This is a genomic window from Streptomyces sp. NPDC002851, assembly GCF_053591935.1.
Genome location: NZ_JBSFUT010000011.1, coordinates 110272 through 124136, shown reverse-complemented (window position 1 = coordinate 124136; position 13865 = coordinate 110272). Strand labels below are relative to the sequence as shown.

Annotated in this window: 10 protein-coding genes; 6 read left to right on the top strand and 4 right to left on the bottom strand. The window is 72.1% G+C overall.

Annotated features, from left to right (window positions below):
• Positions 1-18 precede the first annotated feature (18 nt).
• Together ACWD10_RS14430 and ACWD10_RS14425 are read right to left on the bottom strand one after the other, a co-directional pair.
• Positions 19-2085 (bottom strand): ATP-binding protein, encoded by a 2067-nt coding sequence (locus ACWD10_RS14430; protein ID WP_451090603.1) that lies wholly within the window; start codon positions 2083-2085, stop codon positions 19-21.
• A gap of 14 nt (positions 2086-2099) precedes the next feature.
• On the bottom strand, positions 2100-3731 hold the full coding sequence (locus ACWD10_RS14425) for a carboxyl transferase domain-containing protein (RefSeq protein WP_451090601.1): 1632 nt from the start codon (positions 3729-3731) through the stop codon (positions 2100-2102).
• Positions 3732-3828: 97 nt separating this feature from the next.
• Between ACWD10_RS14425 and ACWD10_RS14420 the strand changes: the two genes are divergently transcribed.
• From ACWD10_RS14420 to tesB, 3 genes are all read left to right on the top strand, one after another.
• On the top strand, positions 3829-4440 hold the full coding sequence (locus ACWD10_RS14420) for an SACE_7040 family transcriptional regulator (RefSeq protein ID WP_451090599.1): 612 nt from the start codon (positions 3829-3831) through the stop codon (positions 4438-4440).
• 155 nt (positions 4441-4595) lie between these two features.
• Positions 4596-5753 carry an acyl-CoA dehydrogenase family protein gene (locus ACWD10_RS14415; RefSeq protein ID WP_451090597.1) on the top strand — a complete coding sequence of 386 codons (1158 nt, stop codon included), beginning with the start codon at positions 4596-4598 and terminating at the stop codon, positions 5751-5753.
• A gap of 26 nt (positions 5754-5779) precedes the next feature.
• Positions 5780-6661 (top strand): acyl-CoA thioesterase II, encoded by an 882-nt coding sequence (gene tesB, locus ACWD10_RS14410; protein ID WP_451090595.1) that lies wholly within the window; start codon positions 5780-5782, stop codon positions 6659-6661.
• 57 nt (positions 6662-6718) lie between these two features.
• On the opposite strand, the gene ACWD10_RS14405 is transcribed toward tesB, so the two are convergent.
• Together ACWD10_RS14405 and ACWD10_RS14400 are read right to left on the bottom strand one after the other, a co-directional pair.
• Positions 6719-7516 (bottom strand): phosphatase, encoded by a 798-nt coding sequence (locus ACWD10_RS14405; RefSeq protein ID WP_451090593.1) that lies wholly within the window; start codon positions 7514-7516, stop codon positions 6719-6721.
• Positions 7517-7771: 255 nt separating this feature from the next.
• The gene (locus ACWD10_RS14400; protein WP_451090591.1) at positions 7772-9259 is read right to left on the bottom strand and encodes a PucR family transcriptional regulator; all 1488 of its coding nucleotides are present in this window, start codon (positions 9257-9259) and stop codon (positions 7772-7774) included.
• Between the two features lie 104 nt (positions 9260-9363).
• Here ACWD10_RS14400 and ACWD10_RS14395 point away from each other — a divergent pair, with 104 nt between their 5' ends.
• The 3 genes from ACWD10_RS14395 to ACWD10_RS14385 all read left to right on the top strand — a co-directional run bounded on the left by ACWD10_RS14395 (position 9364) and on the right by ACWD10_RS14385 (position 13739).
• A complete protein-coding gene (locus ACWD10_RS14395) occupies positions 9364-10956 on the top strand; it encodes a sodium:solute symporter (protein WP_451090589.1) in 1593 nt (530 codons plus the stop codon).
• A 69-nt stretch (positions 10957-11025) separates the two neighbouring features.
• Positions 11026-12030, top strand: a complete 1005-nt coding sequence (gene speB, locus ACWD10_RS14390; RefSeq protein WP_451090587.1) for an agmatinase — start codon at positions 11026-11028, stop codon at positions 12028-12030.
• Positions 12027-13739 (top strand): thiamine pyrophosphate-binding protein, encoded by a 1713-nt coding sequence (locus tag ACWD10_RS14385; protein WP_451090585.1) that lies wholly within the window; start codon positions 12027-12029, stop codon positions 13737-13739. The genes speB and ACWD10_RS14385 overlap by 4 nt, the downstream gene beginning before the upstream one ends.
• The last annotated feature ends 126 nt before the right edge of the window (positions 13740-13865 follow it).

The window sequence follows — 13865 nt, the reverse complement described above, 5'->3', positions numbered from 1 at the left end:
GTCCTGCGGGCGCTCCGGTCATGCCTGGGCCTCCTTCGCGTCCGCCGCGTCGGCTGCGTCTGCTTCGCCGCTGTCGGCCCCTTCGGCCCCCTCGGCCCCTTCGGCTTCTTCCGGTTCATCCGGTACGACGACCGCGAGCACCTGGTCCATGACGACGGTGGCGCCCGGCACGACGTCAAGTTCGCTGACCGTGCCCGGGTGCGGGGCCGAGATGACGTGCTCCATCTTCATCGCCTCGACGATCAACAGGCTCTGCCCGGCGGCGACATGGTCCCCGGTGGCGACCTTCACCACGGTCACGGTGCCGGGCATCGGCGCGGTCAGGGCGTCGACCCCGGCGTGCGCGGCGCCGGTGAGCGCGGCCGCCACGGGGTCGTGGTCCTGGACGTGCCAGGCGTCCCCGTCCCGCCCGAGCCACTCCCCGGCGCGGTGGAAGGTGTGCGTGATGCCGTCCACGGTGACCGCGACGCGGTCCGGCTGCACGCGCGCGTGGTCGTCCGAGCCCGCGGCCGTGTCCATGCCGTCGGCATGTACCGCCTGCGTCACCGGCTCGTGCCCCGGCACCCGCAGATCGAACGAGAGCGGCGCAGGCGTACCGCCGAGCCGCCAGCCGCTCGGCACCGAGAACGGGTCGACCCAGCCGCCGCTCCGCGGGACGAGCTCGTCCCGGCGCACCGCGGCCGCGGCCGCGTACACCTCCTCGGGCACCTCCGTGTCGATCAGGCCGTCCATCTCGCGCTCGACCAGGCCGGTGTCCAACTCCCCGGCCGTTACTGAAGGATGGGCGAGCAGTCGGCGCAGGAACCCGGCGTTGGTGGGGACGCCGAGCGTCACCGTCCGGGCGAGGGCGGCGCGCAGCTTGCGCAGGGCGGTCTCCCGGTCCGGGCCGTACGCGATCACCTTCGAGAGCATCGGGTCGTACAGGCTGGAGACCTCGGTGCCCTCGGAGAGTCCGGAGTCCGTGCGCACCCCGTCGCCCTGCGGCTCGTGCAGCGCGAGCACGGTGCCGCCGGAGGGCAGGAAGCCGCGCGCGCCCTCGCGTACGGACACGGTCTCGGCGCAGATCCGCGCCTCCACCGCGTGCCCGTCGAGCGTGATGTCCTTCTGTGCGTACGGCAGTTGCTCCCCGGCGGCGATGCGCAGCTGCCACTCCACCAGGTCGAGGCCGGTGACGAGCTCGGTGACGGGGTGCTCGACCTGGAGGCGGGTGTTCATCTCCATGAAGTAGTACGCCGACGGGTCACCGCCGGGGACGATGAACTCCACGGTGCCCGCGCCCACATAGCCGCAGGACCGGGCGGCCCGCACCGCGGCCTCGCCCATCGCCGCGCGCGTGGCCTCGTCGAGCAGCACCGAGGGGGCCTCCTCGATGAGCTTCTGGTGACGGCGCTGAAGGGAGCACTCGCGCTCGCCGAGGTGGATCACGTTCCCGTGGGTGTCCGCGAGGAGCTGGATCTCGATGTGCCGGGGCCGGTCGATCCAGCGCTCCACCAGGAGCGTGTCGTCACCGAAGGAGGTGCGGGCCTCGCGGCGTGCGGCGGCGATCTCGTCCAGGAGCGCGGATTCGAGGCGGGTCAGGCGCATGCCCTTGCCGCCGCCGCCCGCGGACGGCTTGAAGAGCACCGGCATGCCGATCTCCCGTGCCGCCTCGGCGAGTTCGTCGTCCGTGAGGCCGCTGCCGGAGGAGCCGGGCACGACCGGGACACCGGCCTCGCGCACCGTCTCCTTGGCGCGGATCTTGTCGCCCATCAGCTCGATCGCGGCGGCGGGCGGCCCGATGAAGGCCAGGCCCGCGTCGGCGCAGGCGCGCGCGAAGGAGGCGTTCTCCGCGAGGAATCCGTACCCGGGGTGCACCGCCTGCGCGCCGGTCCGGGCGGCGGCCTCCAGAATCCGCTCAACAGAGAGATAGCTCTGCGCGGCGGGCGCGGGCCCGAGCCGTACCGCCGTATCGGCCTCGCGCACGTGCCGGGCGTCGGTGTCCGCGTCGCTGAAGACGGCGACCGAGCGCACGCCGAGCTCCCGCAGGGTGTGGATGACCCGGACGGCGATCTCGCCGCGGTTGGCGACCAGGACTGTGTCGAACATCGTGGAAGGTCCCCTCACATCCGGAAAACGCCGAAGCCGGGCGCCGATTCGTCCCGCTGCGGCAGGGGCGCGTTGGCGCACGCGGTCAGGGCGAGGCCGAGCACCTGCCGGGTCTCCAGGGGGTCGATCACGCCGTCGTCCCAGAGCCGCGCGGTGGCGTAGTAGGCGTTGCCCTGCGACTCGTACTGGGCGCGGATCGGGTCCTTGAACGCCTCCTCGTCCTCGGCGGGCCACTCCTCGCCGCGCGCCTCCAACTGGTCCCGCTTGACGGTCGCGAGCACCGAGGCCGCCTGCTCGCCGCCCATGACGGAGATCTTGGCGCCCGGCCACATCCACAGGAAGCGGGGCGAATAAGCCCGGCCGCACATCGAGTAGTTGCCCGCGCCGTACGACCCGCCGATCACCACGGTCAGCTTCGGCACCCGCGTACAGGCCACCGCCGTCACCATCTTGGCGCCGTGCTTGGCGATGCCTCCGGCCTCGTAGTCCCGGCCGACCATGAAGCCGGAAATGTTCTGGAGGAAGAGCAGCGGGATGCCGCGCTGGTCGCACAGCTCGATGAAGTGGGCGCCCTTCTGGGCGGATTCGGAGAACAGGATGCCGTTGTTGGCGACGATCCCCACCGGGTGGCCGTGGATCCGGGCGAAGCCGGTCACCAGGGTCTGGCCGTACTCCGCCTTGAACTCCTGGAAGCGGGAGCCGTCCACCACGCGCGCGATGACCTCCCGCACGTCGTACGGCGTCCGCGAGTCGACCGGCACCGCGCCGTACAGGCCCACCGGGTCGACCTTGGGCTCCACGGAGGGTTCGACCCTCCAGGGCAGCGGGGCGCGGGCCGGGAGCGTCGCCGCGATGTTCCGCACGATCCGCAGCGCGTGCGCGTCGTCCTCCGCGAGGTGGTCGGTGACGCCGGAGGTGCGCGCGTGCACCTCGCCGCCGCCCAGCTCCTCGGCGGTCACCACCTCGCCGGTCGCGGCCTTCACAAGAGGAGGGCCGCCCAGGAAGATCGTGCCCTGATTGCGCACGATCACGGCCTCGTCGCTCATCGCCGGGACATAAGCACCGCCCGCCGTGCAGGACCCGAGCACCGCGGCGATCTGCGGGATCCCGGCGCCGGACATCCGCGCCTGGTTGTAGAAGATCCGCCCGAAGTGCTCCCGGTCCGGGAAGACCTCGTCCTGCATCGGCAGGAAGGCGCCGCCCGAGTCCACCAAGTACACACAGGGGAGCCGGTTCTCGAGCGCCACCGCTTGGGCGCGCAGATGCTTCTTGACCGTCATCGGGTAGTACGTGCCGCCCTTGACGGTGGCGTCATTGGCGACGATCACGCACTCGCGCCCCGAGATCCGCCCGATCCCGGCGATCACGCCCGCGGCCGGGGCGTCCCCGCCGTACATCCCGTCCGCCGCGAGCGGCGCCAGCTCCAGGAACGGGGAGCCGGGGTCGAGCAGGGCGTGCACGCGGTCGCGGGGCAGCAGCTTGCCGCGCGCCACATGCCGGGCCCGGGCCTTCTCGCCGCCGCCCGCCTGTGCCGCCGCCAGCTTCGCGCGCAGCTCGTCGGCCAGCGCGCGATGAGCCGCCTCGTTGGCCCGCCACGCCTCCGACGCGGGATCTGCCGCGCTCGTCAGCTCCGGTGCCTCCTGCATCGCTTCGAGCCCCCTTGCCCGTACGACCGAACGTTAATAACCGTTAACGCTGTCCTCTAGGTTAACGACCGCTAACCGCACTGTCTAGAATGAATTCATGAGCACCGCCAGCGCGGCCCCCACCCGCCGCGAGCAGATCCTCAAGGAGGCCGCCCGCCTCTTCGCCGAGCGTGGCTTCCACGGCGTAGGAGTGGACGAGATAGGGGCCGCGGTGGGCATCAGCGGCCCCGGCCTGTACCGGCACTTCGCGGGCAAGGACGCGATGCTCGCCGAACTCCTCGTCGGCATCAGCGGCCGCCTCCTGGACGGCGGCAAGCTGCGTGTAGCCGAGGCCAGGGGCGGCGGGGTCGCCGCGGGGGAGCTGCTTGACTCGCTGATCGAGGGGCATATCGACTTCGCTCTCGACGACCGCCCCCTCATCACCCTGCACGACCGCGAGCTCGACCGCCTCCGGGACAGCGACCGCAAGCTGGTCCGGCAGCTGCAGCGGCAGTACGTCGAGCTGTGGGTGGAGGTCGTGCGCGAGGTCTACCCGGCGCTCGCCGAGTCCGAGGCGCGCGCCTCGGTGCACGCGGTCTTCGGCCTGCTCAACTCCACACCCCACCTCAGCCGCCCCGGCCCGCTGCCCGGCCGCTCGGCGATGGCCGCACTGCTGCACCGGCTCGCGCGGGGGGCGTTCGCGGCGGCGGGTGGCGACGGTCAGGTCTGAGGGCGCCCGCGCCGGGCTCTGGACAGCGTCGCGACTGATGGGTAACTTTCTGAGCAAGCGCTTAGACATGTCATCGCAACCATCAATTGAGCAACCACGACGGCGAGCAACCAGGTCCGCGAGAGCGGCGGCGGCTTAGCCGCAAAGGAGGGGCCGTGCGCCGTACCGTTTTCGATGAGGACCACGAGGCGTTCCGCCAGACTCTGCGCGCCTTCATCGAGGCCGAGGTCGTGCCGGTCTACGACGACTGGTTCGCCGCCGGTCAGGTGCCGCGCGAGTTCTACTACAAGCTCGCCGAGCTCGGCCTGTTCGGGATCAACGTCCCCGAGGAGTTCGGCGGCGCGGGCCTGGAGACGCACAAGTTCGAGGCCATCCAGTACGAGGAGACCGCCCGCGCGGGCGTCACCTTCGGCGGCTCCGGCGTGCACGTACTGCTCGCCCTGCCGTACATCAAGATGCTGGCGACGGACGAACAGAAGAAGCGCTACCTGGAGAAGTTCGTCTCCGCCGAGGAGATGTGGGCGCTCGCGATGACCGAGCCGGGCACCGGCTCCGACCTCGCGGGCATGAAGACCACGGCCAAGCTCTCCGAGGACGGCACCCACTACGTCCTCAACGGCTCCAAGACCTTCATCACGGGCGGTGTGCACGCCGACCGCGTGATCGTCTGCGCCCGCACCGCCGCCCCCACCGCCGAGGACCGTCGCTTCGGCATCTCCCTGTTCGCCGTCGACACCAAGTCCGAGGGCTACTCGATCGGCCGCAAGCTCGACAAGCTGGGCCTGAAGACCTCCGACACCGCCGAGTTGGCGTTCGTCGACGTCAAGGTGCCCGTCGAGGATCTGCTCGGCGAGGAGAACAAGGGCTTCCACTACCTGGGCCAGAACCTGCCCTCCGAGCGCTGGGGCATCGCCTACGGGGCGTACGCGCAGGCCAAGGCCGCCGTCCGGTTCGCCAAGGAGTACGTCCAGGAGCGCACGGTCTTCGGCAAGACGGTCGCCTCCTTCCAGAACACCAAGTTCGAACTGGCCGCCTGCCAGGCCGAGGTGGACGCCGCCGAGGCCGTGGCCGACCGCGCCCTCGAGGCCCTGGACGCGGGCGAGCTGACCGCCGCAGAGGCCGCCTCCGCGAAGCTGTTCAACACCGAGGTCGCGCACCGCGTCATCGACAAATGCCTCCAGCTGCACGGCGGCTACGGCTTCATGAACGAGTACCCGATCGCCCGCCTGTACGCGGACAACCGCGTCAACCGGATCTACGGCGGCACCAGCGAGGTCATGAAGATGATCATCGCGAAGGACATGGGTCTGTAGAGGACATGGGTCTGTAAGGGCACAGGTTGAACGAGGAACTCGAGTCCCTGCTCGATCTGCTCGACCTGGAGCGGATCGAGCGGGACATCTTCCGCGGGGAGTCACGCTCCGCGGTGGTGCCGCGCGTCTTCGGCGGCCAGGTCGCCGCCCAGGCCCTGGTCGCCGCCGGACGCACCGTGCCCGAGGGGCGGCACGCCCACTCGCTGCACGCCTATTTCCTGCGCATGGGCGACCCGGGTGCGCCCATCGTCTACGACGTGGACCGGATCCGCGACGGCCGCTCCTTCACCACCCGCCGGGTCGTCGCCGTCCAGCACGGACAGCCGATCTTCCACCTCTCCACGTCCTTCCAGACGTACGAGGAGGGCCTGGAGCACCAGGCGCCGATGCCGCCCGCACCGGACCCGGAGACGCTGCCCACGGCCGCCGAGATGCTGCCCCGGTACGCCGACCGGTTCCGCGAACCGGGCGTCGCCGAGCGCCTGTTGGAGGCGCGGGCCGCGGTCGACCTGCGCTATGCCGACGCACCGCCGTACGGCAGCGTGGGCGAGCCGCGTGAGCCCCGCTCCCAGGTGTGGTTCCGCACCAACGGCAAGTTGGCGGACGACCCGCTCCTGCACGTCTGCCTGGCGACGTACGTCTCCGACATGACGCTGCTCGACTCGGTCCTGCTCGCGCACGGCCGCGGCGGCTGGACGGTCGGGGATGTGGTGGGCGCCTCGCTCGACCACGCCATGTGGTTCCACCGGCCGTTCCGCGCCGACGAATGGCTCCTGTACGACCAGGAGTCACCGTCGGCGTCCGGTGGCCGCGGCCTCGGGCAGGCGCGGATCTACACCCAGGACGGTCGGCTCGCGGTCTCCGTCATCCAGGAGGGGGTCGTGCGGGTGCCCCGCGAGGAGGACTGACACCCGACGAGGACTGGCACCCGACGCGTACTGATACCCGCCTCCCCCCGGAGGGGCTCAGGCCTCGGCCGCCTCCGGGAACAGCCCCGCGGCATCGAGCAGATAGGCCGTCATCGGGTCGTAGAACCGCGGGTCCGTGACGTGGTCGTCCAGCGGCACCGTCACCTGAAGCGTGCCCTCGGCCTCGCCGAGGAACAGCGCCGGATCGTTGCAGTCCGCGTAGCCGACCGAGTCGAGGCCGCGCTGCCCGGCGTACCCCGCCCAGCCGTGGTCCGCGACCACCAGGTCGGGCAGCGAGCGGCCCGCGTGCTCCATGCCGTCCAGGATCGCCTTCATCGGCTCGGGGGAGTGGGTGTGCCACAGCGTGGCCCCGCGCTCCAGGACCGCGACGTCCGCGAACTGAAAAACGTACCCCTCTTCTGTAGTGAGGCCGGACGGGATCACCACGATCTCGCAACCGGCCGTGCGCAGCGCCTGCGCCGTCGCCCGGTGGACGTCGAGCAGGCCGCCCGGGTGGCCGGTCGCGAACAGCACCCGCTGCTTGCCCGCCGCCGCCTTACGGAGCCGGGCCGCCATCCGCTCCAGGGCGTCGACCGTCAGCTCCGGGTCGATGGTGTCCTGGCCGGTGCGGTGCTCGGGATCGTCGTTCACACCGCAGCGCTCCGCCATCACCGCGAGCACGTCCTGCTCGTCGGTCCAGCGGTCGCCGAGCTCCAGGCCCAGCCAGTAGTGGCGCTCGCCGTTCGCGAGCCTGCGGTAGTGGGAGAGGTTGTTCTCACGGGGCGTGGCCACGTCACCGGCGATACGGGTGCGGACGAGGTGGTCGACGAGCGCGGCACGGCTGGGTATCGGCATGGGGCCCATTGTGCCGTCGAGCAGCGGCCGAGGCCCGGGCATACCGAAGCCTGGACTGTCTGCATCAGCCCGCCCGGGCAACTGATCAGCCTGTCCGGCGACTATCAGCCCGTCCGGCGTTTGAGGACGAGCGCGTTCAGGGCGATGAAGCGGGGGTTTGGGGGCCGCGGGCCCCCAGTTTCGGGAAGGGGCGGGGCTGGGGAAAGAAGCCCGCCGCAGGCGCCCACCGCCCGCGCTGTTTCCGCACAGCACCCCCTACCGCGACCGCAACGCGAACCAAAGCTCCATCCGCACATCCGGATCATCCAGATCGACCCCGAGCAGCGCAGCGCACCGCGCGACCCGCTGCCGCACCGTATTCCGGTGCACCGAAAGGGCCGTAGCCGTGCGGTCCCAACTGCCGTGCAGGGAGAGCCAGGTGCGCAGCGTCTCGGTCAGGGCCGCGGCGTTCGGCGCGGCAAGGACCGGATCGAGCAGCACGCGCGCGTGCGCGGCGGCCTCCTCCGCGGACACCAGCGCGGCGAGACGGGGCGGTCCGTCTCGGTGCCGGGCCAGCGGAACCCGGGTCGCCTCGGCGCGACCGAGCGCGCGGGCGGCCTGCGTATCGGCGTCCCGCAGCCGGGCCGGGTCGCACGGGGCGCTGACGCCGAGGGTCCAGCCGGGCTGCGCGGCCACCTCGCCGGGGGCGGTGAGCAGTACACGTACGGTGCCGCGGGCCCGGTCGACCAGCGGGCTGCCGAGCGCCGCGCCCAGGGCGGCCGGATCGCCCGCACCGTGCGCGTGCACCAGGGTCCAGGGCCCGGGCCCGAGCAGCGGCGCCGCCTCCTCGGCCGGTGCGCCGAGCAGCAGCCTGACGAGCGCGGCGGCACGGCCGGACGCGGCGGCTCCGCGATGCTCGGCGGTGAGCAGCGCGAGCAGCACGGAGGCGGCGCCGAGCACGGTGTGGTCGCCGGGCCTGCTGTGCGGCGTCGCGACCCCGAGCACCCGTCCCGGGGCGCCGGCCAGGGCGTACGCCGTGAGCCGGGTGCCGTCGGCGGTGTCCGCGGCGGACGCCGGTGCCGCGCGCCGACCCTCCTGCCGCACCTTGCGGGCGAGATCGGCGAGGGCGTCCCGGGCCGCGTCGGGCAGTGTCGGGCCCGCTGTCCGCAGCGCCGTGCCGTCCGGGTCGTACAGGGCGGCCGAGCCGTCGAGCCGGGCCGCCAGCTGCCGTAGGACCGCCGGTACCGGGTCCGGCCGTGCGGCCGCCGTGGCGAGCGCCTGCTGGGCCTCGGTGACCCGGCGCAGCTCGGCGTGCCGGGCCCGGTCCATCAGCTCCCAGACGGCCCGGGCAACCGCGGTGAACGGCGTCGGCTCGGGCACTTCGAGCAGCGGCAGGCCGTACCGGTCGCAGGCCGCGATCAGGGCGCGCGGCACCGTCGCGTGCACCGGCGCGACGCCGAAGCCGAGCGCGGCGCCGCCCGCCGCCACGATCCGGGACACGTAGTCGTCAAGGGCCGCGCCTGAGCCGGTCCCGGCGTCGGCTCTCTCGCTGAAGTGGACGCCCGCGGTCAGGAGCAGCTCGCCGCCGAGTAGATACGGGTACGGGTCGGCCATCTCGCTGGTGTGCACCCCGTGCACCACCACACGCGCGTCGCGCGGGCCCGCGACCTGGGTGAGGCCGAGCTCGGCGCGGGCGAGCAGCGCGGACAGCGGGACCGGCGGCGTGGGCGGCACCGCAAGCGCAGGCGTTTCGGGCTCCGACATGGTGGACGATCCATCCATGGGTAGACGATCCATCCATAGGAAACGGAAAGGATGGATGAAACGTACACTTCAGTGGCGCGTTCCGGCCACTTAGTGTCACGGCCATGGTTGTCGACTACGCGGTCATCGTGGCGTACCTCGCCGGCATGCTCGCCATGGGCTGGTGGGGCATGCGCCGGGCGAAGTCCAAGAGCGAGTTCCTGGTGGCGGGCCGCCGCCTCGGTCCGGCGATGTACTCCGGCACGATGGCCGCCATCGTGCTCGGCGGCGCCTCCACGATCGGCGGCGTCGGGCTCGGCTATCAGTACGGGCTCTCCGGCGCCTGGATGGTGGGCACCATCGGGCTCGGGCTGCTCGCGCTCTCGGTGTTCTTCTCGGCGCGCATCGCCCGCCTGAAGGTCTACACCGTCTCCGAGATGCTCGACCTGCGCTACGGAGGGCGCGCCGGGCTGCTCTCGGGGCTCGTCATGTGGGCGTACACGCTGATGCTGGCGGTCACCTCGACCATTGCGTACGCCTCGATCTTCGACGTCCTCTTCGGGCTCGACCGGACCCTGGCGATCGTCCTGGGCGGCTCGGTGGTGCTCGCGTACTCGACGCTCGGCGGCATGTGGTCGATCACGCTCACCGACATGGTGCAGTTCGTCGTGAAGACCATCGGCGTGCTTCTTCTGTTGCTGCCGATCGCCGTCGTCAAGGCGGGCGGCTTCGCCGAGATGAAGGCGCAGCTGCCCACCGGCTACTTCGACCCGCTCGGCATCGGCGGCGAGACGATCTTCACGTACGTCCTGATCTATACGTTCGGGATGCTGATCGGGCAGGACATCTGGCAGCGCGTGTTCACCGCGCGCAGCGACCGCACGGCCCGCTTGGGCGGCACCGTCGCGGGCGCCTACTGCCTGGCGTACGCGGTCGCCGGGGCCATCATCGGCACGGCAGCGAAGGTCCTCTACCCGAAGCTGCCGAGCGCCGACGACGCCTTCGCCACGATCGTGACGGACGAACTGCCCGTCGGCGTACGCGGGTTGGTCCTCGCGGCCGCCCTCGCGGCGGTGATGTCGACATCCTCCGGTGCCCTGATCGCCTCGGCGACGGTCGCCAACAACGACATCTGGGCGCGGCTGCGGGGGCGCCTCGCCGCCCGCGGCTCCGGGGCGGATGAGCCACACGCCGAGGTCGACGCGGTGGACGAGGTCAAGGGGAACCGGACGTTCATCCTCGTCATGGGCGTCGTGGTGATCGTCGTCGCCACGCAGCTGAACAGCGTCCTCGAAGGCCTGACCGTCGCCTACGACCTCCTTGTCGGCGGGCTCCTGGTGCCGATCCTCGGTGGCCTGCTGTGGAAGCGCGGCACCGCGCAGGGCGCGCTCGCGGCGGTGGCGGCCGGTGGTCTGACGGTGGCCGTGTCGATGGCGGTGCACGGCATTCTCGCCAACGAGCCCGTGTACTACGGCCTGTTGGCGTCCCTCGCGGCGTACGTCGTCGTCTCCCTCGCGACCCCGCCGACCGACCCCGAGGTGCTCGGGGCCTGGCGGGAGCGGCTCGCGGGCCGGGGCGCCGGCGGAACCGACGAGTCCGGCGGAACCGATGAGTCCGGCGGAACCGATGAGTCCGGCGGAAGCGGCGAGTCCGTCGGAAGTTCGGGTTCCGGACAGAGTTATCCACAGGCCGGCGAAGCGGTCTCGAAGCCCAGCTAAAGTCACAAAGCAAGACAGCACAGCGGCGCAATGCAACGAAGCAACGGCGCAAGAAAGAAGGCACAGAACATGAGCAGCACCGAACCCCGTGGCCCCATCGACTCGTCCCGCACCCCGCGGTACGCGGGACCCGCGACGTTCGCGCGGCTGCCCCGCCTCGACGAGGTCGGGCGGGCCGACGTCGCCGTCGTCGGCGTCCCCTTCGACACCGGCGTCTCCTACCGTCCGGGCGCCCGCTTCGGCGGCAACGCCATCCGTGAGGCATCCCGCCTCCTGCGGCCGTACAACCCGGCACAGGACGCCTCGCCGTTCGCCCTCGCGCAGGTCGCGGACGCGGGCGACATAGCCGCCAACCCGTTCAACATCAACGAGGCGGTGGAGACCGTGGAGGCCGCCGCCGACGACCTGCTCGGCACCGGCGCCCGCATGATGACGCTCGGCGGCGACCACACCATCGCCCTGCCGCTGCTCCGCTCCGTCGCCAAGAAGCACGGCCCGGTCGCGCTGCTCCACTTCGACGCCCACCTGGACACGTGGGACACGTACTTCGGCGCCGAGTACACCCACGGCACCCCGTTCCGGCGCGCCTTCGAAGAGGGCATCCTCGACACCTCCGCGCTCTCGCACGTCGGCACCCGCGGCCCGCTCTACGGCAAGCAGGACCTCACGGACGACGAGAAGATGGGCTTCGGCATCGTCACCTCGGCCGACATCTACCGACGCGGCGCCGACGAGGTCGCCGACCAGCTGCGCCAGCGCATCGGCGACCGTCCGCTGTACATATCCATCGACATCGACTGCCTCGACCCGGCCCACGCCCCCGGCACCGGCACCCCCGAGGCGGGCGGCATGACCTCCCGTGAACTCCTGGAGATCCTGCGCGGCCTGTCCTCCTGCAACCTCGTCTCCGCGGACGTCGTCGAGGTCGCCCCGGCCTACGACCACGCCGAGATCACCGCCGTGGCCGCCTCGCACACCGCGTACGAACTGACCACGATCATGTCCCGCCAGATCGCCGAGAGCCGGACCCGGATCCCGGACAGCCGCACCGGAAAGGAGGCCACCGCCCAGTGACCCACGACCACGACCTGGAACTGCGGCCCACTGCGGCGCAGATCGAGGCGGCCCTGAACCCTCCGCCCGGCCGCACCGGCGGCGACCTGGTGATGGAGACCTTGCGCGGCCTCGGCGCGAGCACCGTCTTCGGCCTGCCCGGACAGCACGCCCTCGGCATGTTCGACGCGCTGCGCCGCTCCGATCTGACGTACGTCGGGCTTCGCGTGGAGAACAACGCGGGCTTCGCGGCCGACGCGTACGGCCGGATCAGCGGCGAGGCCGCACCGCTGCTCCTGTCCACCGGGCCAGGCGCGCTGATGTCGCTCGCCGCGCTGCAGGAGGCCGCGGCCGCCAGCGCCCCGGTGCTCGCCATCGGCAGCCAGGTCCCGGTCGCCGGGCTCGGCGGCGGCCGCCACGGCTATCTGCACGAACTGCGCGACCAGTCAGCCTCGTTCCGGGACGTGGTCAAGTCCGTCCACACCGTGCGCACCGCGTCCCAGATTCCGTCCGCGATCGCGGCGGCCTGGGAGTCCGCGCTCACCGCGCCGCATGGCCCGGTGTGGGTGGAGATCCCGCAGGATGTGCTGCTCGCCGAGACGACCCTGCCCGTCGTCACGGCGATGGACGCCACCCCGCGCGAGCTGGTGCCCCGGCCCGAACTGACCGCCGTGGCGGCCGAGTCGCTCGCCACGGCGGAGCGTCCGGCGATCATCGCGGGCGGCGGCGTGGTGCGCGCGGACGCGTCCGGCAAGCTGCGCGCCCTCGCCGAGCGGCTGCACGCCCCCGTGGTCACCACCTTCGGCGGCAAGGGCGCCTTCCCGTGGGAGCATCCGCTCTCGCTCCAGTCCTGGCTGGAGGACCGGCACACCACGGACTTCCTGGAGGACGCGGACGTCCTGCTCGTGGTCGGCTCCGGGCTCGGCGAGCTCTCCTCGAACTACCACACGTTCCGGCCCCGCGGCCGGGTCGTCCAGATCGAGGCGGACGCGGGCAAGCTCGAGTCCAACCACCCCGCGCTCGGCATCCACGCCGACGCCCGCCTGGCCCTGACGGCGCTCCTGGAGACCCTGGACGAGCGGCCCGCCCCGGACCCGGCGGCCGCCGAGCGGGCTGAGGCCAGGGCCGCCGAGCGCGTGGCCGGAGTCCTGGCCGCCGTGCGGGAGCGGATCGACGGCCAGGACCTCGCCCTGGAGCAGCGGGTTCTCGGCGCGGTACGCGAGGCCCTGCCGGACACCGCGCCCAGCTTCTGGGACATGACGATCCTGGCGTACTGGGCCTGGTCCGCCTTCGACCCGCGGCGCCCCAACACCATGCACTCCGCCCAGGGCGCGGGCGGCCTCGGCTACGCCTTCCCGGCGGCACTCGGCGCGGCGGCCGCGGACCCCACGCGGCCGGTCCTCGCGGTCTCCGGCGACGGCGGCGCCATGTACTCCATCGCCGAACTGGCCACGGCCCGGCAGCACGGCCTCAACGTGACCTGGCTGATCGTCGACGACGGCGGCTACGGCATCCTCCGCGAGTACATGACGGACGCCTTCGACGCGGCAACGGGCACGGAACTGGCCCGCCCGGACTTCGTGGCCCTCGCGGAGTCCTTCGGGGTCCCCGGCATACGCACGTCCGTGGACACACTGGCGGAAGACCTGGGCAAGGCCCTGACGGCCCCCGGCCCGTCGGTGGTGGTGCTTCCGGCGGTGCTGCGGATGTTCGCGCCGACGCACGTATAAGCGTCCGCCAGCCAACCGACCGCGGCCCCGTCCACCCAGCCACGCCACAAGCCCACCCGAAGAAGCTCTGCCGAGCGGCTTTCGGGCGGCGTTCGGGCGGTGTCCGGACGGTGTCCGGGGCGGCTT

Bases quoted from the DNA above. Each gene is read 5' to 3' on its own strand.
- ACWD10_RS14430 (WP_451090603.1), bottom strand. From the start codon at position 2,085: ATGTTCGACACAGTCCTGGTCGCCAACCGCGGCGAGATCGCCGTCCGG.
- speB (WP_451090587.1), top strand. From the start codon at position 11,026: ATGAGCAGCACCGAACCCCGTGGCCCCATCGACTCGTCCCGCACCCCG.
- ACWD10_RS14395 (WP_451090589.1), top strand. From the start codon at position 9,364: ATGGTTGTCGACTACGCGGTCATCGTGGCGTACCTCGCCGGCATGCTC.
- ACWD10_RS14400 (WP_451090591.1), bottom strand. From the start codon at position 9,259: ATGTCGGAGCCCGAAACGCCTGCGCTTGCGGTGCCGCCCACGCCGCCG.
- ACWD10_RS14420 (WP_451090599.1), top strand. From the start codon at position 3,829: ATGAGCACCGCCAGCGCGGCCCCCACCCGCCGCGAGCAGATCCTCAAG.
- ACWD10_RS14405 (WP_451090593.1), bottom strand. From the start codon at position 7,516: ATGCCGATACCCAGCCGTGCCGCGCTCGTCGACCACCTCGTCCGCACC.
- ACWD10_RS14425 (WP_451090601.1), bottom strand. From the start codon at position 3,731: ATGCAGGAGGCACCGGAGCTGACGAGCGCGGCAGATCCCGCGTCGGAG.